20 protein-coding genes and 3 tRNA genes are annotated in these 23,898 nt (G+C 42.9%); 21 read left to right on the top strand and 2 right to left on the bottom strand.

Features of this window, described 5'->3' with window-relative positions; all coding sequences use genetic code 11:
• Window positions 1-26 precede the first annotated feature (26 nt).
• From WDM69_RS08270 to WDM69_RS08170, 21 genes are all read left to right on the top strand, one after another.
• Complete coding sequence (locus WDM69_RS08270) at window positions 27-641, top strand: rhomboid family intramembrane serine protease (protein ID WP_078308396.1); 615 nt, start codon at window positions 27-29, stop codon at window positions 639-641.
• Window positions 642-1,144: 503 nt separating this feature from the next.
• Window positions 1,145-2,278: a histidinol-phosphate transaminase gene (gene hisC, locus WDM69_RS08265; RefSeq protein WP_338755915.1), complete on the top strand. Its 1,134-nt coding sequence runs from the start codon at window positions 1,145-1,147 to the stop codon at window positions 2,276-2,278.
• Between the two features lie 100 nt (window positions 2,279-2,378).
• Window positions 2,379-2,726 (top strand): rhodanese-like domain-containing protein, encoded by a 348-nt coding sequence (locus WDM69_RS08260; RefSeq protein ID WP_338755298.1) that lies wholly within the window; start codon window positions 2,379-2,381, stop codon window positions 2,724-2,726.
• Window positions 2,727-2,781: 55 nt separating this feature from the next.
• Window positions 2,782-4,308 (top strand): McrB family protein, encoded by a 1,527-nt coding sequence (locus WDM69_RS08255; protein ID WP_338755297.1) that lies wholly within the window; start codon window positions 2,782-2,784, stop codon window positions 4,306-4,308.
• Window positions 4,309-4,369: 61 nt separating this feature from the next.
• Window positions 4,370-5,785, top strand: coding sequence for a 5-methylcytosine restriction system specificity protein McrC (locus WDM69_RS08250; protein WP_338755296.1), 1,416 nt, complete (start codon window positions 4,370-4,372; stop codon window positions 5,783-5,785).
• A 79-nt stretch (window positions 5,786-5,864) separates the two neighbouring features.
• Window positions 5,865-5,941: transfer RNA gene (locus WDM69_RS08245), tRNA-Pro, on the top strand.
• A gap of 34 nt (window positions 5,942-5,975) precedes the next feature.
• Window positions 5,976-6,052, top strand: a tRNA-Arg gene (locus WDM69_RS08240).
• Window positions 6,053-6,137: 85 nt separating this feature from the next.
• Window positions 6,138-6,213: transfer RNA gene (locus WDM69_RS08235), tRNA-His, on the top strand.
• A 213-nt stretch (window positions 6,214-6,426) separates the two neighbouring features.
• The gene (gene gspF / locus WDM69_RS08230; RefSeq protein WP_078308388.1) at window positions 6,427-7,626 is read left to right on the top strand and encodes a type II secretion system inner membrane protein GspF; all 1,200 of its coding nucleotides are present in this window, start codon (window positions 6,427-6,429) and stop codon (window positions 7,624-7,626) included.
• A gap of 134 nt (window positions 7,627-7,760) precedes the next feature.
• Window positions 7,761-8,225, top strand: a complete 465-nt coding sequence (gene gspG / locus WDM69_RS08225) for a type II secretion system major pseudopilin GspG (RefSeq protein ID WP_338755295.1) — start codon at window positions 7,761-7,763, stop codon at window positions 8,223-8,225.
• A gap of 98 nt (window positions 8,226-8,323) precedes the next feature.
• A complete protein-coding gene (dsbD, locus tag WDM69_RS08220; RefSeq protein WP_338755294.1) occupies window positions 8,324-10,576 on the top strand; it encodes a protein-disulfide reductase DsbD in 2,253 nt (750 codons plus the stop codon).
• Entirely contained in the window at window positions 10,573-11,922 is a 1,350-nt protein-coding gene (locus tag WDM69_RS08215) for a phospholipase A (RefSeq protein ID WP_338755293.1), read from the top strand. Before dsbD ends, WDM69_RS08215 begins: the two co-directional genes overlap by 4 nt.
• Window positions 11,923-11,984: 62 nt before the next feature.
• Entirely contained in the window at window positions 11,985-12,785 is an 801-nt protein-coding gene (locus WDM69_RS08210) for a ComF family protein (protein ID WP_338755292.1), read from the top strand.
• 161 nt (window positions 12,786-12,946) lie between these two features.
• A complete protein-coding gene (locus tag WDM69_RS08205) occupies window positions 12,947-13,417 on the top strand; it encodes a prepilin-type N-terminal cleavage/methylation domain-containing protein (RefSeq protein ID WP_338755291.1) in 471 nt (156 codons plus the stop codon).
• The gene (gene pilV, locus WDM69_RS08200; RefSeq protein WP_338755290.1) at window positions 13,411-13,956 is read left to right on the top strand and encodes a type IV pilus modification protein PilV; all 546 of its coding nucleotides are present in this window, start codon (window positions 13,411-13,413) and stop codon (window positions 13,954-13,956) included. The genes WDM69_RS08205 and pilV overlap by 7 nt, the downstream gene beginning before the upstream one ends.
• On the top strand, window positions 13,956-14,921 hold the full coding sequence (locus WDM69_RS08195) for a PilW family protein (RefSeq protein ID WP_338755289.1): 966 nt from the start codon (window positions 13,956-13,958) through the stop codon (window positions 14,919-14,921). Before pilV ends, WDM69_RS08195 begins: the two co-directional genes overlap by 1 nt.
• Window positions 14,922-14,987: 66 nt before the next feature.
• Window positions 14,988-15,923, top strand: coding sequence for a hypothetical protein (locus WDM69_RS08190; RefSeq protein WP_078308379.1), 936 nt, complete (start codon window positions 14,988-14,990; stop codon window positions 15,921-15,923).
• Window positions 15,904-20,112: a pilus assembly protein PilY gene (locus tag WDM69_RS08185; protein WP_338755288.1), complete on the top strand. Its 4,209-nt coding sequence runs from the start codon at window positions 15,904-15,906 to the stop codon at window positions 20,110-20,112. Before WDM69_RS08190 ends, WDM69_RS08185 begins: the two co-directional genes overlap by 20 nt.
• 32 nt (window positions 20,113-20,144) lie before the next feature.
• Window positions 20,145-20,747, top strand: coding sequence for a type IV pilin protein (locus WDM69_RS08180; RefSeq protein WP_078307970.1), 603 nt, complete (start codon window positions 20,145-20,147; stop codon window positions 20,745-20,747).
• 86 nt (window positions 20,748-20,833) lie between these two features.
• Window positions 20,834-21,298 (top strand): type IV pilin protein, encoded by a 465-nt coding sequence (locus WDM69_RS08175; protein WP_078308436.1) that lies wholly within the window; start codon window positions 20,834-20,836, stop codon window positions 21,296-21,298.
• Window positions 21,299-21,464: 166 nt separating this feature from the next.
• On the top strand, window positions 21,465-21,770 hold the full coding sequence (locus WDM69_RS08170) for a hypothetical protein (protein ID WP_338755283.1): 306 nt from the start codon (window positions 21,465-21,467) through the stop codon (window positions 21,768-21,770).
• 87 nt (window positions 21,771-21,857) lie between these two features.
• Here the strand turns inward: WDM69_RS08170 and WDM69_RS08165 are convergent, their stop codons facing one another.
• The gene (locus tag WDM69_RS08165; protein WP_338755913.1) at window positions 21,858-22,160 is read right to left on the bottom strand and encodes a pilin; all 303 of its coding nucleotides are present in this window, start codon (window positions 22,158-22,160) and stop codon (window positions 21,858-21,860) included.
• Window positions 22,161-22,249: 89 nt separating this feature from the next.
• Window positions 22,250-23,833: an ATP-binding protein gene (locus tag WDM69_RS08160; protein WP_078308457.1), complete on the bottom strand. Its 1,584-nt coding sequence runs from the start codon at window positions 23,831-23,833 to the stop codon at window positions 22,250-22,252.
• Between the last annotated feature and the right edge of the window lie 65 nt (window positions 23,834-23,898).

Raw genomic sequence — 23,898 nt, 5'->3', positions numbered from 1 at the left:
TAACTTAAACGCAACTGGGGCAAATCATGTATCCCACCTCGCAACCAAGCTGGCAAAGCCTTGTTAAAAGCCGTTTGCGACAAACCATGCAGCTGTATCTGTGGGTATTTGTTCCCATGTGGTTGATGTTTTTGCTTAATAACAGCGTGCTGTTTGGATTGTGGAATGTTTTTGGTATTGTCCCAAGAGAGTTGAGTGTGCCAAGCTTTATCGGTATTTTGGCATCGTGGACCATGCACGCCAATTTGGCTCACATCACAGGCAATAGTTTGGTCATGGCTCAGGTGTTGTTTTTATTTGGGGTGTTTGAGAAAAAGGCGATGATGACCATTGTGTTTTTGATTGTCGGTTCTGGGCTATTTACTTGGGTGTTTGGGTCATCGAACTCTCTTCATATTGGGGCATCTGGGTTGGCGTTTGCGATGATGGGTTATATGATTGGTGGGGCGTTGTTTGCCAGACGTTGGGGCTATCTGATTGCATGTGTGGCGTTAGGTGTGGGGTTTTGGTTGGCGATGTTGAGTAATCTTATGCCACAAGTGGGCGTGTCCTTTGCTGGGCATTTGGGGGGATTGTTGACAGGCATTGGGGTTGGGGCAAGTACTCGTCATCCGTATTCACAGAGTCGGTTGTTACGGTAATCAGCACACAAAATTATCCAATGGTGGTTTTACAGCAACGATGATAAAAAGCGGATGAGATAAGAATTTATACTGTGAGTATCGTCAGCGATTTGGGTTCATGGTATAGTATTGGGCGATTAAAATAATCCGTTTATCCTCCGTTGCCGTAAAACCACCGCCTTTGGGCGGTGGATATAAGGCAATTGTTAAATGCGATAAGTTTTGCTATACTCATCTCACTATATTCAATGTCTTACATTCCACAGTTAAGTTAAGACTAAATTGCGAGTACGCAGTAACTTAACTGGTAAGATGTTTCCAAACACACACTTAAGCTAATTCGTGTCTATGACAATCCTAACGGTAGGATTAGCTTAAAATAAGAACCTAAGATGTACGGTGTGTCGTACGGGCGGTTGCCACTATCTTAGGCTTGCGGTTGGGCTTGACCGTCTGGGAGCAGGAATCCCCGAACGATAGGGAGGGGAGGAAGTCAAGAAGCTGTCATGAGCCAAGTTAATATGAGCCAACTTAAAATAGATGACCGTCTGTGGTCAATAAAAGCCCGTAATCTGTCGCCTTATGTTCCTGGTGAACAACCCACACAAGCCAGCTTGTGCAAGCTCAATACCAATGAAAACCCGTTTCCACCATCACCCATGGTGGCAACTGCCATTGCTCAGGCATTGCAAAATCAAGCGGTCAACCTGCGTTTATACCCAGAGCCTGAGTCAGACAGCTTGCGTCAAGGTTTGGCAACTTATCATCGTCAGCATGGCATCACACCATCACAAGTCTTTGTGGGTAATGGTTCAGATGAAGTGTTGGCGTTGGTGTTTGCGTGTTTTTTTATCAAAGACAGGGCTTTACTCACGCCTGATATCAGCTATGGTTTTTATCCTGTGTATGCTGATACTTTAGGGGTGGAGATGATAAAAATCCCTTTACGAGAAGATTTTAGCATTCATTCAGATGATTACCGTCGACCTTGTGCAGGCATCATCATCGCTAACCCCAATGCCCCCACGGGTATTTTGATGCCATTATCTGACATTCATAAGCTTTGCCAAGAACACCCCAATGCGGTGGTGGTGATTGATGAAGCTTATATTGACTTTGCACAAAATGAGCATGATGCACAAGCGGTGGTGAGTGCCATCAGTTTGATTAATGAATTTGATAATTTGTTGGTGGTACAAACCTTTTCTAAATCTCGCTCGTTGGCAGGGTTGAGGGTGGGGGTTGCTTTTGCCAATGTGTCATTGATAGAAGCGTTGATACGCATGAAAAACAGCTTTAATAGTTATCCGCTTGACCACTTGGCACAAGCAGGGGCGCTGGCAAGTTTGTCTGACCAGCCGTATTTTGAGCAGGTGTGTCAACTGGTGCAAAAACTGCGTCAGCTATTAACCGATAAGCTTGTTACATTGGGGTTTGACGTGTTGCCATCACAAGCCAATTTTGTGTTTGCCAAACCTCCTAAGACATTATTTTCAGGAGATGCGTCTGTATTGGCACAAACCCTAAGAGAGCAGGGCGTCATCGTTAGACACTTTAATCAACCACGTGTCAAGGACTATTTACGCATCAGTGTGGGTGATAAAGAGCAAATCCAGCGTTTGATTGTGACTCTTTATGATTTAATCAAATCATAAGTGAAGCAAACATCATCAAGCCAAATTAATAAATGCAAAGCAATCACCCAAAAGTAATCACACAGAAACAATCACCTAAAAAAACAACTTAGGAAAACAGATGATACGAGAATTACCAATCGAAAATTTACCTAACGAGCTACACGAGCGTGGCATTGCGTTGGCTGATGCCAGTATTTGGGATGTGCGTGATGCCAAAGATTATGCTAACGGACACATACAAGGTGCAGTTAACCACCCCATTAATCAAGGGATAAATAAGACCATATTATCAGAACTGCCAGACACCACCATCTATGTGTTGTGCGGTGGTGGTGGTAAAGCCCCCAGAGCTGCCACTGTTATCAATGACATTGACAGCGAGCGTGATGTGGTGGTGCTAACAGGTGGTACTCGCCAAGCTAAAATATTGGACTGGCAAATGGTGGCTGGTGATGCCCCATTTTAAGGCATAACTTAAGGCATAACAATGAATTAAGGCATAAATAAGAACGGTTTAGGCAATGGCGGATTTGACGGCTGATTTGGGATTATCAATGCCTTGTAATGTCATTTTTACTGGCGTGGCAGGGACAGGTAAGACACATCGACTACAGCAGTTGGCAAAGCAATACACCGATGTGGTACAAAGTGTGAATGCTGATCAGCTGGGCAAAACCTTGGTGCAAACGCTAAGCTGGCGTGATGTGATTGTGTTGGTGTTTTTACATAAGTTGCAACAAGGACAAGAGTTGCTTAAGGTGGCGGATATTGTTGCCAGCCCATTTTTTCAATACAAAGCCGTGGTGAATAATCGTCAAGAACATCTAGAACAGACGGCATGGACGACCTTACGCCAATATGCACGCAGTGGCAGTCTATCGAACCACAACCCATCAACAAACCACAATCCATCAAATCATCAACCGTCATATCAAACGCCTTTTAATCACAACAGCCAAATATCTGGTCAGGCTTATTTTGCCAAAGACAGTTCATCACATTGGTATTTGTTGTCAGACAGCTTGCCATTATTAACCGATTTACAAGCTCAATTGGACAGCTATCTTGCCAGTGTGGCAAATATTCATCAGCGTGAGCAGTGTCGCTATGTCATGGTCAGTTTTCATCAAGCTTATGGTTATGATGAATTTGTCGAAGGCATTCGCCCTAATGTCGATGATGATGGCAAGATGCACTATGATATCCAAGCAGGGGCGTTTGTGCGGTTGTGTGAGCGGGCATGGCAAGATCCAACGCATCGCTATGCTGTGCTGATTGATGAGATTAACCGTGCCAATGTGGTGCAGGTATTTGGTGAGTTGCTTAGCCTGATTGAGCCAAGTAAACGCATGGGACAACCACACGCCATGCAGGTGAATTTGGCGTATTCTGGCCGATTATTTGGTGTGCCAAGCAATGTGGATATTTATGCCACCATGAATGTTCAAGACAGATCATTGATGCCATTAGATACTGCCTTTCGTCGTCGTTTTGAATTTGTTCTGCTGTTGCCAAATTCACAAGAGTTGCCTTGTATTGATAATCCTTATGACCACAAGCAGATTGATTTGGCAAAAATTTTAGACGGTTTAAATACTCGTCTTTTGCAACACGCAGGTGAGCAAGCATTGTTAGGGCAAGCGTATTTTTATGGGGTTGACAGTGTGGCTGGGCTGATTACTGTCATGGTAAAGCAGGTTTTGCCCCAACTGCTCAATGACCTAAGTCAGGCTCAGCTGATCGAAGTGTTGAATTTGTCGATGGTGCCTTGGCTCTTGCCAATCACTGACATCATCACCACTTCAGCTAGCAGCAACCCAGTGATTAATCAAAACAAAGATGTTGCTTATGCTGTTGGGCAATATGCCGGGCAGAGCATGAATCACATGTTGTCTCATGGGTCAAGCTTGCACATTAATCCTAACATGATTCGGCTTTTGACAAAATTACCAATGGCAATTAACCCAATAACCAACTCAACAATCAATCCAGAGCAACACAATAACCCATTTTTGCAATCGGAAACATGGGCATCTTTATATGATTAACAAAATATGATTAACAAAAGAAAACTGCCAAAAACACCGATAAAAACAGCATAAGCAGTGTATGAATGTATTGACTGTCTTGGAACATCAGCGGATTGATGACACACAGGTGGCAAAGGGTCAACTGACTGCTCATGATTATCAATGGTTGCTTGAGCAGACCGCACAAGGTCATCTGCCATGTTTTGAATGTGGCATTCACCAAGGCAAAGCCGTGCTGGTGGTGCGTCATTATTTGGCGGTGCTGTTGTTGCCAAGTGGTCGGTATTTGGAGATTTTGCCAAAAGTAAGCCAAATTGAGAACCCAGCGGACCTGCACAACAGTCGCCAAGGGGTAAGGGCATTGGTCAACGCATTGATTAACACCTTGTTACCAAAGTTGTCAAAACTCAACCCCATCGCCATGACTGCTGTCGCTCCCACTAATGGCATGGCCTTATCGTCATTGAACATCGATATTGACACGCCTTGCGATTGGGTAAAAATATTATTGACACTATGGCAACAACAACTGGTGAACCTACCAACCATCTTACCAAGAACTTATGTAACCCAATGGCAAAATCACCCACAAGCACAGGGTAAACTGCATCTAAAAGAACAAATTTGTCATAATACTCATCGTCCACATTTTCGTTACACCAGTGATGCTAAGTTGACATGGCATTTTGCTTGGTATGGGTTGTTTTTTATGGCGTTACAGCAGGCACAACGGTTGGGTGTTTGTTTAAATCCATCATCATATCAGGTGGTTAATGCTTTAAAGCATGGGTATGATGGCAATGGCTTGCAGTCCCTGTCTGTGCAACTGTATCCACGAGCATTTTATCATCAGCTGTTAACCCATATCAATTCGCAAAATCAACATATTGCGATACAATTTCAGCAACGTTTTGTTGTTGACATGGCGTGTTGGTTGCTCAATTTACCAACCGAGCAATTGACCCAGTCCCTGCCAGACTTTGGCTTGTCATCACCCCTGACCAAAGCGCCCCATCAATACACACCTGCATTGATGTTTAATATGTCCAAATTGTTCGAGTTGTGGGTGGTTGATTGGTTTAAGCAACGACTGCCAAACCGCCTACAAACACAACAAGCAACCATGTGGTTGACTGATGATAAAGGGGGGCAAAAATTCATCCGCCCAGATTTGCAAATTTTGCCCCAAACTTTGCCCACATCTGCCTTGGCAGAAAGCGACCTTACCTCACTGGCAACGCTTGGCTTAACAGCAACATCGCACATTGTCATTGATGTCAAATACAAAGTTCCAAATGGCTTGTCACAAGTGCTTACCAGCGATTTATACCAAATTTACAGCTATCAAACGCTACTTAAAGCCGATGCGTCATGGCTGATTTATCCTGCCAGCCCCTTCTTACAACAGCCCAAACGTTTGCATCTACATGGGGGTGGATACATTGATTTGCTTGGCTTTGATATGATGACGGGTGAGCTTTTGATAAAAATATAAAAAAAACATTGACATGAATAAGATTGTCTCTTATCATATGCACCCTATGGCAAGACAGTGGTGTTGCCATGACAGTTCACGGAGTGTAGCGCAGCTTGGTAGCGCATCTGGTTTGGGACCAGAGGGTCGGGGGTTCGAATCCCTCCACTCCGACCACTGTTAAAGAGCCTTACAGGCTTTTTATGTATGAGCGCCTGTAGCTCAGTTGGATAGAGCATCTGCCTTCTAAGCAGGTGGTCGCAGGTTCGAATCCTGCCAGGCGCGCCACTTGCCTGTAAATATCAAAGTAGCCTAAAAGACTTTATCAAAGTCATCATTACCATCATTCATCATTACTGATGATGTCTATATGGCGGCTGTAGCTCAGTTGGTAGAGCCCCGGGTTGTGATCTCGGTTGTCGTGGGTTCAAGTCCCATCAGTCGCCCCATCTATTATGGTTACTAATATGGTAACATACCACCATTTAAAGTTACCCACCCACCTATCCCTATCTAAGCACACAAATCAGCTTACAAATAACACAATCATTTATCATTGCCCATTTTAATCATTTTAATAATGGTTGCCGTCCATCAGACGCTTGCGATACCATAAGCTCATTGTCAACCAACAAAATCAACAAACAGATGAGATGTGATGAATGCCAGCGTATCGTTATAAAGCCTTAGACCCACAAGGTCAACTAAAAAAAGGCATTTTAGAAGCCGACTCAGCTCGGCAAGTGCGTCAGCAGTTGAGGGACAAGGCATTGATGCCTGTCGAAGTGGACTCAGTACAAGACACCAATGCTAAGGGCAAACGTCAAAAACGCCCGTCTTCTTATGATTTGGCATTGTTGACAAGACAGCTGTCGGTGCTGTTGGCATCTGCCATTCCTTTAGAAGAAGCCTTGGCTGCTGTTGCCAAACAACATGAAAAACCTGCCATGCAATCGCTGATATTGGCAGTACGCTCACATGTGCTTGAAGGGCATACCCTTGCCAATGGCTTTGCTCAAACCGCTGATTTTCCTGATTTATATATTGCCACCATTGCCGCTGGTGAAAAATCTGGACATTTGGATTTGATTTTAGAACAGTTGTCGGATTACACTGAGAACCGCCATGCCTTACAAAAGAAAATTCAAAGTGCCATGGTGTATCCGTTGGTGTTGATGGTGATGGCGTTTTTGATTGTCATTGGATTGATGAGTTATGTTGTGCCAAAAATTGTCAAGGTCTTTGAGCAATCAGACCAAGCCTTGCCTTGGATTACCCAAGTGGTGATGGGGCTATCTAACGCCGTTACTCAGTGGTGGTGGTTAATCCTATTGGTGTTGGTGGTGTTGGTGGTATTGTTGGTGCGGTTTGTGCGTGGTGAGCATGGCAGGCGAGTGAGTGATGCCATGGTTTTGCGTTTGCCAATTTTTGCTAAGTTATCTAAAGGGTTAAATGCGTCTCGTTTTGCCAGTACGCTGGCAATTTTGACACGCTCTGGTGTGCCGTTGATTGAGGCCTTGCGTATTGGGGCAGCTGTTACCACCAACGTGCATATCCAGCAAGCCATTCAAGCAGCCGCTGATAAAGTTACTGAGGGGGCAAGCTTATCAGGACAGTTACAAAATTCACCTTACTTTCCACCGATGATGGTGCAAATGATAAAAAGTGGTGAAAATTCAGGTGAATTGGATGACATGTTGGCAAGAGCAGCAAAAATGCAAGAAAATCAAGCCACCAATTTTATCAGTACATTATTGGCATTGCTTGAGCCGTTGATGTTGGTGTTCATGGGGGTGGTGGTGATGGTGATTGTCATGGCGGTGATGTTGCCCATCATTAATATGAATGACTTGGCAGGATAATTGCGTAATACTTGAGCAATAATTGGCATTTATAATATGACACAGATGATATGAACAGATGATATGCCCCATTATTTTTTGCTATTTTCTGATTAATATGAAAAGAAACTTAGCCTTATGAGAACCTTAGTCCTATGAATAACATTCCTTCTTCTGCTTCTCAGTGTTCTTTGTCGATAAGCAAAGCCCAAGCAGCTGGCTTCACCTTAATAGAAATCATGGTTGTCATCGTCATTTTGGCCATTTTGGCAGGGTTGGTGGTGCCTCGTGTGGTGGAACAAAGTGATAAGGCTCGTGTTAAGACCACCGAAGTGCAATTATCTAGCCTGTCGAATGCACTGGACACGTATCGCATCGATAATGGACGCTATCCAACCACCGCACAAGGCTTGGATGCCTTAATTCACCCTGTTAATGATGCTAAAAACTTCCCCGAAGGTGGCTATATTAAAGGCGACTATCCAACCGATGGTTGGGATAATGAAATTCAGTATGTCTCACCTGGTACAGAAGGTCGTCCTTATGATTTGTTTTCACTTGGGGCAGATGGTCAAGTGGGCGGTGAGGGAATGGACAGGGATTTGTACGCCAGCACTTAATTAGATTTTGACGGATAAAAAATACCGTCAATCTCAGATTAAAATAAAGCGGTAAAAAGTTAAATAATTAAAAGTTAAGTAATTAAAAGGTTGTGAACGTGAAAGCTGTTAAATTAATACAAAATCGTCTGCAAAAACAAGGCATGACATCAGATTGTGTGATTGCCAATGCTGTAATCACCAACGTATTGGTACTGACAATGGGGCTTATGACCTTAGGGGCGATGCCTTTACAAGCGGTGTATGGTGCTGGCTTGAATGATTTGTTTTCTGAGCAGACCAGTGGCGGTAAGTTTTTACCTGTTAATCAGGCTTTTAATGTCATGCCCAGCATTCAAGGCGATAAGGTGTCTGTGTATGTCGACATCACCCCAGGTCATTATCTGTATCGAGACAAGCTTAAACTCAGTTTGCCTGATGGCATAACTGCCACACCGTTGCAATTTGATAAATCAGCTCACTTTGTTGATGATCCAAGTTTTGGTAAAGTGGCGGTATTTGACCAAAATAACGTTACTGCCACCGCCATTTTGACCAATACCCAAGGCAAACGGCTGACCGATGTGCCTGTTACAGTCAACTGGCAAGGTTGTGCGAAAGCAGGTCTATGCTATCCACCAGAGAAGACACAATTTGTCATCAGCTTAGATGCCACTGGTAAAAATGACGCTCACGCAACACAAGAACCCATCACAATCGAGCAAGCAACAACCAACAATCACAATATTTCCAAGCAAGACACTTCCAAGCAAGACACTTCCAAAGTAAAAACAGCACAACAAACCAACACAATCAACCCTAATAACAACCTTAATGACAACACTCAAGAAAAAACGGCTGATACCGCCACGTCATCAACCATCAAAAATGACATAACTGGCAACGATGCCACAACCACAACACATGACAATCCAAGCACAGATGTCAACATAGACCCCAGCACAGATTTAGAGACTCAGGTTGTTGCCAATCAATCATTGGATAATCTACCAGCTGACGCATCACATGCCGTTACGTTAACCGAAATGGCAGAAAAGCCAAGCACCAATGCCACAAGCACCAATACAGACGCTCATGCAAATGATCCATTTGGGCTGGCAAGTCACCCAGCGTTGGCGTTGCTATTGATATTTTTGGCAGGATTGACCTTGGCGTTTACCCCTTGCGTGTTGCCCATGTTGCCGATTGTTGCCAACATTGTTGCCCAACAAAAGCAGGTCAGCCAACGTCGCAGTGTCATTTTAAGTGGCAGTTATGCTTTGGGTGTGGCAGTGGCGTATGGATTGCTTGGGGCGGTGATTGCCTATTTTGGGCAAGCTTTGGGCATTTTGGGCTGGTTACAAAACCCTGTGATTTTGGGTGGGTTTGCCTTGGTGTTTGTGTTGCTTGCGTTATATATGCTGGATGTGGTGTCATTTCGTTTGCCCAGTGCCATCAGTCAGCCATTACAAAAGCTCAGCCAAGCAGGCAATCAACGTTTGGGCAGTGTTGGTGGTAGTTTTTTGGTGGGCTTATTATCCGCATTGGTGGTGTCCCCTTGTGTGTCTGCTCCTTTGTCTGGTTCTTTACTTGCTGTTGCCACCATTGGCAGCGTGCCACTTGGTTTTATGGCGTTGTTTTTGTTGGGTTTGGGTTTGTCTTTACCGTTGGTGGTGTTGGCTGCCACAGGGGGCAAGCTGATGCCAAAAGCAGGCGAGTGGATGAATTGGATAAAAGAAGGCATGGCGTATCTGTTATTTGCAGTGGCGTTATTGTTGCTTGAGCGTGTCTTACAATCGCCTGTGATGTTGATGCTTTGGGCGTTGTGGTTTGCAGTCGTGGCGTTTTGGTGGCATAAATGGTCTCAAAAAACCCCTTTACTGAGCCGTGCCATGAATTATGTGATGTTGTTGTGGGCAGGGTGTTTGATGGTGGGAGCAGCGATGGGGGCAAAAGACAGTTGGCATCCTTTGCAACCATTAACCGCAGGTTCTGGCACAGCAGGCATATTAGCAAATGACACTTTACCAAACACCGCTTTTGCTCAATCACGCATCACAACCTTAGCAGAGCTGGACCAGTTGTTGGCACAACATGACAAAGTGGTCGTCGATGTTACTGCTGATTGGTGTATTGAATGTCGCATCATGGAACAGAGCATATTCAATCAATTACCCTCACAAATGGCTGATTGGCATTTGGTGCGCTTGGACATCACTGAGACCACAGAAGAGTCAAAAGCCATTTTGGCACGTTATCAGTTATTTGGGCCGCCAAGCCTACTTTATTATGTTGATGGTCATTTACAAGAAAAGCAAGTCGGTGAAATCAAACGTCAAACCTTTATCGATACCTTGGATAAGTTATCATGAAGCATGCCTTTTTTTATGTTGGGTTACTTGCCTTGGCAGGCAGTCCAAACGCACAAGCCACTGACACCACTGACACATGGTTAGGCATTGATACAAACGTTCATACAGCCACTGATAAAAGTGCAAATTTAGAGTTGGCAAGTGAGCCTAATCACAGCAAAGACCAAGCCTCTTTATTTTATGAATGTGCGTCAATACAGACCAATGTGACACGGTTGGCCTGTTTTGATAAAGTGGCACAGGCAGGGACACTGCCTAACTTTATTAAGGAAAAAAAACCCATTGATTTGGGTCAAACCTTAATCAAAACCTTTAAAGGCGGCCCCCAAGTGGTGCTTGCTGGCTCTCAGATTAACAGCAGCATTAACAACAGCACCGTTAATCTTGATGGTGATAATAATAAGCAAATTACTGACACAATAACCGCTTTAGACCCAACAGCCGATGGTGCCAGTTTGCCACTGGCACAAAATGAACAATACATCTTATCAACGGTTGGCATTAAAGAGATTGACATCGGTAAATACTCACCGCTAAGCTTAGCCTATGATTTGGATAAAAACAGTGACATTGGCACATGGAAACCACGCCCACACAACCCCATGTATCTGTTGCCCATACAAGTACACACTGCCCCCAACCGCAGTCCACAAACGCCCAACCAAGACAGCAAAGAGTACAGTCATAATGACAGGCGTAACGCTGAGCTAAAGCTACAAGTATCTGTTAAAACCAAGGTGGCAGAAGACCTATTTAATACCCACTCAGACCTTTGGTTTGGTTATACTCAGCAGTCACATTGGCAGGTATATAATGAAGACAACTCACGCCCTTTTCGTGCCACGGACTATCAGCCTGAGATTTTTATCACCCAACCTGTTACCGCCAGTCTGCCATTTAATGGTCGATTAAGAATGTTGGGAGCAGGCTTAATTCACCATTCAAACGGAGAAGATGACCCTTTGTCACGTTCATGGAATAGGGCGTATGTCATGGCAGGGGCAGAATGGAATAAGCTAACGGTTGTGCCCAAATTTTGGGCAAGAATCAATGCCAGAACCAACAATAAACCAGATGACAACCCAAACATTAGCGAGCATTGGGGCATTGGTGAACTTAGGACTTATTATGACTTAGACAAAAAAAACAGCATCTCTGGCATGATAAGGGGCAACCCCAGCACCCAAAAAGGGGCTGTTGAGCTTGAGTTTATCCATCAGCTGGATAATAATGTGAATGTCTATCTACAAGTTTTTCATGGTTATGGCGAGTCGATAATCGACTACAACCACAAAGATACCGCTGTTGGTATGGGCATCATGCTAAATGACTGGCGTGGTTTGTGATGCCAAGCCCAAGCATCAGCCGTGATTTAACATCAGCCGTGATTTAACATCAGCATGAATTCATGACACGCATTCGCATTCCTTTGTTTGCCCCTTATCAGTTGGGTTGCTGGCTGGCTCACCGCTGGCAAGAGCGGTGTTTGCTCTGTGGTATCCATCTTAGCCAGCCAAGCATCCACTCACATCAAACCCACCGCCGTGCCAAGACAGCACATGGCAAAACAGCATCTTGGACAGATTGGCTTGGCATGGCAGACACTGGCGTATTATGCTTATCTTGCCAGCACAGATTGCCCCCACCACCTGCGTCATTTAGCGTCATAAAAGACACTCGCATCGATATCCAAGCGGCTGCCCCTTATCGTTATCCCATCAACCAACTGGTACAAGCCTTTAAGTTTCATGAAGACATGAGCCGATTGCCCGTTTTGCGTTATTTGCTTGAGCGGTTGTCTGTGCCTAAAGGTGTGCTGAGTGGTGAGCGAAATGGCATTGGTAAGCTCAATGGCAATGCGGTCATCTTACCCATGCCCACCACCGCCAAACGTCTGAAAAAACGTGGCTTTGACCCTGTAACCATCTTATCTGCCCATCTGTCTCACCATTGGCAGATACCCATATGGCGGGGCGTACAACGCATTGACGATACCATCAGCCAACGCCACCTAAACCGCCAAGAACGCTTTAGCAACCTAGAGCATGCGTTTGCCCTCGTTACCCCATTGCCTGCTTCTGTTCGTCATGTATTGCTGTTTGATGATGTTGCCACCACAGGGGCAAGTCTGCATTCACTGGCACACACGCTGCTTTTATCCCATCAATCGCTACAAGTGAGTGGTTATTGTCTTGCACATGGTAGCTGAGTGTTTTATAGTAGAGTCAGCAAATTTTTGGATTTTTGTTCATATTAATGGGAATTTTGGAACGATTATTGCAATAACGATACAATAATGATGATTGTTTTGATTTTTTGTCTTAATTTTTTTGTCTTAACCTATTGTCTTAATAATGTGATGGATAATACATGAAAGCGTTTAACCGCCCGATACAGACTGGCTTTACCTTGATTGAGTTGCTAGTGACCATCAGTGTCTTAGGCATCATTGCTAGCATCGCTGCCCCATCATTTCAAAATCAGATAGCCAAACGAAAGATGGAAGACGCATTCAACCAAATTGAGACCTGCTTTAAAGAAAGCCGTATTGAAGCGAACATCACTCGCAGACCCGTAACTGTTCGGTTTAATGCACAAACGTTAAACTGTGCCACTAAAGGCAATATTGAGTTTGCGCCTCCTTTGTCTGTTGTGGCTGTTATAGGTACACCAAACATTCGATTTAACGCCAATGGTACTGTAGATTTTGTGGGCGCAAGCTCAGCAACTTTAGAAGAGACGTTTCGAATTTGTTATAATGACTATGCACAAGGCTCTATAGACTTGACCATCAACTCAAGGGGCAGACTGTCAAGAAACACTGGGGGACGCACATGTTAAGCTTAAGCACACACCAACAGCAAGGTGTTGGTCTGGTTGAAGTGATGGTGGCATTACTGCTTTTGGCAGTGGGTGTCATGGGGTTTGCAGCCTTACAAATGACAGCAATCAAGGCAACTGATGAAAGCTTGGTAAGTGGGCGGGCATTGACCGTGATGCGTGGTGGGGCGGAGATGATGCGTGCCAATCCCAAGCACATTTCTGTTTTTAAACAGGTGCTTGATAACAACCAAGCCACCTATAAAGGAATAACCAAAGACAGCTGTCTGCAAAACGCCACCACTCAAAATCAAGCGACATGCACGAAAGAACAAATCGCCATACGTGATGCGCTGGTGTTAAGACAATTTGCCATTGACAGCTCAATTCAGATACAAGCCCATGAATGCCCCCCTGTCTCGACAGGTGTGCCATTGATGTGCCTAATCGCCAGTTGGGGAGACACAAACCCCACCATTGGCGCAACCGATACGGATTGTGTGACTGCCAATGGCGATTATAAAGCTGGCTCTTCTTGTTTTGTGATGGAGGCATATTGATGCAACAGCAACAATGGCGACAGTCTGGTTATCCAAAAGTCAGTCAAGCCAACATCAGCCAAGGCTTTACCTTGATTGAGCTGATGATAGCATTGGTATTGGGACTGCTTATCTCAGCGGCGGTATTGCAGGTGTATTTGAGTGCTTTTCGCACCTCGTTGGTTCAACAAGGAGGGTCTGAAATAGCTGATGCCAGTGTGTTTGGTATCCAAAACTTAGAGCGTCAAATCAGACTGGCAAACCTAGGTAACAGTGTCTTTCAAATCAATCAAACCACCAAATTTGGTGGGGTGGTATTATCCGCCCAAAATGTTGGTTTGCCAGCCAATGACCCAAAAATCCCTGACAACTTGATGACCACAAGTGCTGACGGTGCCCCCCCAAACACTGCTTCATCAACCAACTCAGCATGGACTGGGGGTAGTGGCACAGACATAGCCAGCGACCAGCTGACCATACAGTATCAAAATGTCATTGATGCAGGTCTTGTGGACTGTGAGGGCAATACGGTTGCCTTAAATGATTGGGTGATTGAGCGTTATTTTATCCGTGGTAATGGCATCTTTACTTGTGATGCAGGACGTGTTGATCCAGCAGGTGGTATTAAACCTGCCAATACCACCAACAATACCCCAACTTTTGGTAATGAAGGCGTGGCATTTGTGGATAATGTTGAGCAATTTAAAGCATTGCTTGGGGTACAAAGTAGAGATGCCAACCATTTGGCTTACATCACACCAAAAAATTATTTGGCATTGCCAACTTCAGACCCCTTATATCAAGCCCCCATCATTGCGGTCAAACTGGGTTTTTTGGTACGCAGTAATCACGTCATACCAGAAAGCACAGGCAATGAATACACCATCTTTGGTACAGAAAATACCGTGAGTAATCAAGACAACTTTTTACGACGCAACTATGAATCGACCATCATGTTGCGTAATGCTCGGGTCATCACCCCATAATTGTCAATTTATTGGTCTTATGGTTGGATAAATAACCAGTTGGACAAATTGTAGTTGGATACATTTATGAAATCAGATTGTGCCAATCCATCATATCGCCAAAGTAGTCTTGGCTTAAAACGCAGTCTTGGCTTTAGTGGTCATCGTCAGCAACAGGGGATGGCGTTGATTGTCGTGTTGCTGGTGTTGATATTAATCATCAGTATCGGAGCGGTGGCGGTTAGGCGCAGTCAGACTGATCTTAGGCTGGTCAGTAGCAGTCAGATGGATACCTTGCTACTACAAGGGGCTGATGGGGCGAACATGAGGCTAGAAGAAGCGGTTAATCTACCTGTTACCGATTCAATTTATCAAGACATGGTGAATCGAAATAATGGAATTTTTGGTCATTTCATTAGTAATTCACCTGATGCCGACCAAGATGAACTCATCTATTGTTATAATCCAAGAATGCTACAAATAAACACCAAAACCGCTACCATCAAGCGAGATGGTGGTTTGGTAGTCAGTAATCATCTAGGAATATGCGATCCAAAACAAGCCAGTAGCTATCTCAGTGCCAGGCAGACTGTTGCTACGCAGGTACATATTACCAGAACGCCACTAAACAATCTACGACCATTTGAAGGAGCAAGGCAAGAAGTTAATCTATCTGCTGGTAATCAAGACCTAAAAAGTAAGCATGTGTTCGATATTGGAACGGTATCAGCAATTCCTTCTTATAACCATTTTGACAATTGTTATTCCGATGTCTCTAATGTGGGTGCTGTTGTATCTGACCATTTAAGCAATTGTCTAAAAAATCACAATGTGCCTAACAAGCAACTTAAAGAACAGGTGGAAGTCAGTCTTGCCAACCAAGTGCAGACATGCATCGGATTAGGGCGTGCCAGCTCTGCTACGCTTAAAAATGATGACAAATGTAAACCAATCAGTGATGGCACAACAGGTACAAATTCTAAACCCACAGAAGGACAAGCTCATGAAACTGAAAAACCCTAATGGTCATCTGACACCTAAAATGATGCGACGTGGCTTGTGTGTTGCGGTGAGTGCCCTGTTGTCCAGTGTGTCGGTAGAGGCTGCCCCATCATCAACCGATATTTCTTCATCAAAAATCGAGCCACCAAAAGTACACAGAAATATCGGTGACTTAGAAATCTACCAATCTGCAGAGGGTGGTAAAGTAACCATCATGATGATGTTAGACACATCAGGGTCGATGTCTGGTGAGCTGATGACCGATGGTTCAGCATGTGAGTTAGAAAATACACATTATACACTTATCACAAGGCAATCAAATACCATACCTCAATATACCCGCTATTTGTGTCATACACACACCACTGCAGGTAAACGTTATCAATTTTATGCCAAAAAACAAGGAAATTGGTGGAGTGGGTATTATACAACATACCATAGATGTTTAGATGACCATTGCAATAGTATTAGTTCACAATCATATGACGTGAAAAATAGACTTTCTCAGTATTCAGTTGAAAACCGAGGTTCTGATAAATTATATTACACCCCACTCAAACCACACTATAGAGATGAGCAAATTCCTGATCGCATGACTCGGTTAAAAGATGCTATTTTTACTTTATTGGATAAAGACAGCGCTGGCAACTACCTATTAGACTCACATAAAGTTGCCATTGGGATAGGGCAGTTTTCATCACAAAGTGATGAAAATAACCAATTTAACTATACAGATGGACAAACAGGTAAGATATTGGTGCCAGCAGCGTCTCTGTCAGAAGAGCAACGTAAAAAAATAAAAGAAGAGGTAGCAAAACTACGAGCTGAACACCGTACGCCAACTGCCAATGCCTATGCTGAAGCAGGCGCATATATGATGGGCACCACCACATGGGTGGGATATACCAATATCTATGGTTATACCGTACCACCTCAAAGTGGCTTTGAAAAATCACACAAAAGCACCAAGAGTAATGGGAAATACATCAGCCCATTAAAAAATGCCAACTCGTGCGATGGGCAAGGCATCTATTTTTTAACCGATGGTGAACCCAATGGTGCAGACCCCTATGAGATTATGAACAAAGCATTAGAGGGTAATGGTCATAAAATACCGAACTATCCCAAAGATATTAATTCATTCACTTATGGTTCCATATCGCCTGGCAATGAAACTTTGCCCTTTGGTTCAAGTAATGGCAATGCTATGCCATCAGTAGGGGCTTTTGCCAAAGCACTGCGTGATGTGGATAAAAACCCTAGCCGTAAAAGCATTCGTACTGCTGTGGTGGGTTTTGGCTCAGTGTTTGATGTCAATAAATACAATGGCATTATTCTCAAAGATCTGCAATCACCCAAACTTGATCCTAAAACCAGTCTGCCCATACAGAGTAACGGTAAATATGAATATCATCAAGACAAGAAATCAGATTACATTAACTGTAATCTAATCTCAAACGTAGATGCCAAAAATGCCTGTAATTGGGGGGCAAAAAGCCACCCAAGTCTACCAAAAGATGTGGGTGGTTATGGTGAAGGGGGGTTTTATTCTGCTCAATCGACGGACGACATCATAAAAAGTGTCAGAACCTTTTTGTCAGATTTAAATAACGAGATAGCTGCATCACCGTCAGGGATATTGACTGTCCCAAAAGACCCTTACAAAACCATCGGTGAATTGCCCTATGCCTTTATGCCATTGGTTGAGGCACGTGTGGGGGGGGGTAATGGCCACAGTAATATTTGGCCCGGCAACGTCAAAAAATACAAGCTATACGATGGCACGTTACAAGGTCAAAATGGTGACAACATATTCACCAATGTGGCAGGCAGTCTGAATGCGGATGCTGCAGATTTATGGACCAGTAGCAGCTCTGCCAACGGCGCAAGACATGACTCGGTTAGGGTGGGAGGTCTGTATGGTAACTTAAAAACCCCCAATCATCCTAACAATACGGACAATATCCGTACCCTTTATCTTGAAGACTTAACTGCACAAGGTCAACAGACCACTACCTTTAGGAAAATTACCGTTGACTGGTTCTCTGGCAAAGTAACTGGTCTTGACGAATTGATAGATACCACGACTTATACACCAAAGAACAAACTTATCTTGTTACAATTTTTAGGCTTTGAGAGAGCAGCCTACACAAAAAATGGCAGAGAACAATATACCAAATATTTAAGTGACATGTATGACATACCCAATATCAAGATGAGCGATTTGGTATTAAAAAAAGCCGCCAGCCCAAACAAAGTTTTAGGTGCGACCATTCACTCTAAACCTATCTCCATCTCTTATGGTGCAAATCTAGATGATCATGGACGTATAAAAGACACAGAACGAGACGACTATGTGTTCTTTGGCAGTATGGATGGCACATTACATTTGGTGAATGCTAAAAATCATAGCGGTGGCAACAACATTGACGGTGGTGGTACAGAAAATGTGGTCATTTTACCTCGCATCATGATGCAGCAACAACCTGAGGCATTAATCCCTGAATCTACTTATATCGATCGACTTGCTGGTACACCAAAGTTCGGTATTGATGGGCATTGGGCAGTTAAAAACAAATACAGCTACAACTATTCTGAGAAAAAAGTAAAATCTGATGGCAAGGTTTTGGCATATGGTGGCATGCGTCTGGGTGGTGAGGGGCTGTTGGCATTGGACATCACCAATAAAAACGAACCCAAAAAAGGATTTAGCAATCAAAACAGTGCCTTGATAGATAAAACCACACCGGGTTTTGAGCGTATCGGTCATATTTGGAATCAACCAACACTGGCACGCATCAAAACAAGCCAAACCGATACCAAAGGCACCGATGTCATCGTATTTGGTGGTGGCTATGACATGTGTTATGAATATGATAATTTCCAAGTTGGTGTGAGTGGTATTGGTCAATCCGTGGGGAGACATCAAGCTAACCAGAATCAACAGTGCAATAATAAATCCATTGCTCAAGGTAATGCGATATACATCGTTAATGCTGATACAGGTCAGCTACTCTGGAGTGCTTCAAATCAATCCAATACCAAAAAAACTCCTTCTAAAACACATTCTGACCTTAAGCACAGTATTGTCGGTGGCGTGGCAGCTTTAGACCGTAACAGTGATGGTATAGCTGACCACTTATACTTTGGCGACCTTGGTGGACAGCTGTTCCGTGTGGACTTTAAAGATGGAAACATCACCAGCAGTAGCATCACCAAATTGCTAAAAAATGAATACACGGGTAATACGATCAAATACACACGTCGCTTTTATGAAATGCCTGTGGTTAGTATTCATAAAAATCCACATAACAATCAATTGTTTGCTATGGTCAATATTATTTCTGGTGACAGAAGCTCGCCTTTATCTAAGATGCGTGCTGACAACCAATATGCCGATCGTGTCTATGGTATCATCGATACAGATGTTACCAGAGTAGATTTATTTACAAAATCAGCTACTAATGGCAATCAATCTATGTCTATGATTAAAGAGCTAGGTGATAATGATCTGATCGATTTCTCAAAAGAGAATAAAAATAATGGTAATTATTCACAGCAAGCCAAGAAAAAAATCATTGAACAAATGCAGAAACAAGTTAAAAAAGGTTGGTATTATCCGTTAACTCGTTTTGATGGTTGGGCAAATGTGCGTTATGGTAAAGGCTTTGGCAAGTCTGATATCTTGGCAAATAAATTATACACCAGCGTGTATAACCCAGATATGAATTACTCTGCTGTTAACTCTTGTAATGCTAGAATTGTCGGAGGTACAGAACGTCAGATATATTGTCTGCCTTATGGTGTGTGTTTGGAAAATGAATCTCGTAACGGCACAGCAGGTTTTATCCGTGCAGGTCAAGGTATTCAAGAGTTAAGCTTTGGTTCTTTCACCAGTAAAGATAATATTACCAGACGCACACTCATCAATACCTTGTCTTTGACGGAACAGCTTAAGGAAAATAACCGTGTAAATTTTGGCTCAGATAACAGTAAAAAGCTTATCAGACCCAATCAAGGTGCACCACATCAAGACACTCCTAACAGCCATATTGGACTATTAGCAAGTAACTTTGGTGATGCTGGTGGTCAGAGTCAATCACAAAATACACAATTAGCCAGTCAGTTATCAGGTGATGGTACAGGATCGATTGATCTTGTCAGTGAGCGTTACATCTTACAACCCAGACAATGGTATGAAAAGCCCTAATCCACCAGCAGACAATTTGATGGTAACCACCCATGTTAAGCACAACACATCATAACTTGCCCAACATCGCCACCAATGGGCAACATAGACTGAGCAATCAGGGCTTTACATTAATCGAGCTGATGATAACAGTGGCGATCATCGCCATCATCGCAGCGATTGCCTTACCGTCCTATCGTCAATTTGTCATTCGTAATGCCGAAGCTCAAGCTCAGGCTAAAATGCAACAACTGGCTGTTGAGTTGGAGCGGTGGCGTAGCAACAGCCTAAGCTATCGCAATTTTCACCCAAGCAGTTGTGGCACAGGCAACAACTGCTATGATGTGGGCAACACCCAAATTTATGTGCCAACAGGCAGCACAGCAACAAATTATCGCTACATCATCACCTTAACCAACCGCAGTCCAACCAGTTCACTGGTACCACCTACTGCCACAGCACAGACATCAGCACTGAGCAACATCGCCATCGGACGTGATTGGATGATGGTGGCAGAACCAAGCAGCAATCTGATGGGTGCGTCTAAAATATATCTGGACAGCCATAATATAAAGTGCATGACTTCCAGTGCCACCCCTGATGTTGCCACCATGCAAAACAGCAACGGTTGTGGCATCAGTGCCAAAAGTTGGTGATTTTGTTTGTGGGGTGGTTGTTATGTTGTCTGTGGTTTATCGGTTGTAATATTTGGTTGTTTTATTTTTTTATTGAGCGTTCACATATGATTATTCAAGACCACGTTGCCATTGCACCTACCACATTTCAAACGTCACAAAACGGCTTTACGCTTATTGAGCTGATGATTGTGGTGGCGGTGATTGGGGTGCTGGCAGCAATTGCCTACCCCAACTATCAAGAGTATGTCAAAAAAACCAAACGCACCGATATGATGGTGGAGCTGGTCAATCTGGGTAATCAGATAGAATCTCAAAAGCTGTCTAAAGGCAGTTATTCCAACATCACCACCACAGATTTTAGTGGTAACTATCCTAAAAATGGCACAGCCTTGTATGCCGTAACACTGAATCTAGATGCCAATGCTGACGGTAATCAAAGGGATTGGATACTGACTGCTACTCCAATTGCCTCATCAGCCATGGCAAGTGATGGCACGCTCAGCTTTAACCATCAAGGCAGAAAATGCCGAGACAGCAAATGTGGGCAAGGCGATGCGTGGAAAGATTGATGGGTTTTTTGCTAAATATGCACATCAAACCAGCAAAATAAACGTAAACAATATTGTAATTATTATTGTTTAGTATCGGAAAAAATTACGGCCTATCAGTATCCTAGCTGCCATCGCTCTGCCTGCGTATCAGAACTATACCCAAAGTTCTGCTAATACTGCTTGTTTGGGTGAAGCAAAAGCATGGGCTAGTGCTAGAGTGGCGGATGTAGCAATTGGTACTCCTAAAACTGGTCAAGGTGCTACTGGAATAGTATTCGGCGAATATACTAAATCCGCATGTGCTGAAGGTCCTATGAAAACAAAAGCAACAGAAGCATCTAAAGGTACGTCCATATCTGGTGCTGATAATCAAAGAGATGCATTTATTGGTACTAAAACCCTGTATTTCTCACCACAAACTCGTGGTACTAAAGATAAATGGCAGGCAGTTGAGTGTACAACAGAATCAGGTACTTGTAAGTTGGTTTAATGATTTCTTAAAAAAGATAAACAAGCTCTCACCATTCATTGATGAGAGCTTGTTTTTTTTGATATTATGCTGGGTAGAATTTAATCGTTATTTAAAAGCACTTGGAAGGTATTTTTCCGCAATTTCGGTCTTTTTAGTAGCAAAAGTCTCCTTTGTTAATTGTAATGTCGAATCTTCAGTTACTTTTAGAACAATCTCCTTGCCTTTAAGCTTATCGGATACGCCAGTATCGTTGAACTTATAATAAATACCACAGACTAAACTGCCAGCGGTATCACCTTCTTGGAGAATTTCAGCTGTACCATATTTCCCAACAAGTTTATCTTCAGTTTGGGCTGAAGTGCTAGCACTATTAGCAAAACATTTCCCATTTTGGCGATTGGTACTGATGCTGGTTTTTAGACCATCAGCAAGGGTAAAGGCTTCTGATACTTGTGCACGAGCAATGTAATCTTGATACGCAGGCAGAGCGATGGCAGCTAGGATACTGATGAACGCTTTATATCACTTGGACTGGTAACTTCAAAATGTTGAATTTGTCGAATTTGTGCATTGATTTCAATACCTATTTGATAGATGGCTTTATTTTTACTTAAATATTTTTCACCATAATTTTTATCAATAATTTGGCTTGTGGCACTCCCTTGTCTATGCTTGGTCAATACTTTAAATTCAAAAATATAGATACTGTCTTGTAATTTTATGGTCATGTCAATACGACCTTGATTGGTCATGTCTTCTAAAGTAATGTCAAAACCAATACTGGCAAAGTAGCTAAAAAGCACACTTGCCCAATATCCTTCATAATGAGCAATGGTGTTATTTCTGTGCCAATCATAAGGAATGCTGGCGATAAAGGATTTGAGTTGTTGTTTTAGGGCATCAAAATCATTGGTGGCAAGTAGCGTTACTAAAACCGCTGGAGCTTGTTCGTTTTTTTTGTGTAAATACTTAGCCAATAACAGTTTACTTAAACTTTGTCGTACCTCTCTGTTGGGATAGCCAAGCTGATAATAAGGGCTATCAAGTACGGTGAATACCTTTTTAATGGTTAAATAGCCTGTTTGGAACATCAATGCAATTGGGTGAACGTCTTCAATATCCAGCTTAGATAATTGCAATTTATCAGCTGTCATTTGACGAATGTCAAACTTTTCCACACCCTCATAATCAAGCACCTTTAATAAAAAATCAGGAGTACCTGATGCAAACCAAAATGGTTGAAATACTCGGTTTTTATCCGCCAAAAATAATAAAATATCAAATGGATTATAGACTTTATCACCTGTCCAATTATAACCGTTGTACCAATCTTTGATTTTTTGTAAATCCACATCCATTAGCTCATCAGCAAAAACTGTTTCAAGCTCATATTGAGTATAACCACAAATAGCAGAAAATTGCTTCAATAACGTAATGTCTGTCAGATTATTTAAACCAGAAAATAGATTAACTTTGCTAAACTGGGATACACCTGTCAGCATGACAAAACGCAACTTGGCATCTTGCCCTTTAATAATGGAATAAAAATCTTTTAAAGCATCTCGCATTTGTTTGGCTTGCTTAGGGTCATGACTGACCATGTTATCTAAAATTGGTTTGTCATATTCATCAATTAAGATAACTACTTTTTGTTGGTATTTTTGATATAGTATGGTAATAAGATTTCTAAATCGAATGGCGACGTATGCCTCATCAGACAATGTCACTTGATATCGATTTGCAGTCTCATTAAGTTGGTTGGTCAAGTTTTTATTGAGTCTATCCAACCCATCTTTTACCCCATCAACAAAGCTTAGACGGATAATGGGGTGCTTTTGTGACCAATCCCAATTATCTTGGGCATATAGCCCATAAAACAACGCTTGATTACCATCAAAGAGTTCTGCAATGGTATCAATGGTTAGGCTTTTGCCAAATCGTCTGGGTCTGGATAAAAAGATGTAATCACTAAAGTTGATAAGCTCAATAATTAGCTGTGTTTTATCAACATAGTAATGATTGTCATGATGTATTTTGGCAAAGGTTTCGATACCGATTGGTAGGGATTTTTTTATGCCCATAGACAACTTCTCAAAAAAATAATTGTCACAATTATATCAGTATTTACTGCGATATTCATGTATCC

Origin of the sequence: Lwoffella lincolnii (assembly GCF_037201985.1) — a bacterium.
In the GTDB taxonomy this organism is placed as follows: domain Bacteria; phylum Pseudomonadota; class Gammaproteobacteria; order Pseudomonadales; family Moraxellaceae; genus Psychrobacter; species Psychrobacter lincolnii.
Note: the sequence above shows the minus strand (reverse complement) of the source record. Positions and strands in the feature narration are given on the sequence as shown.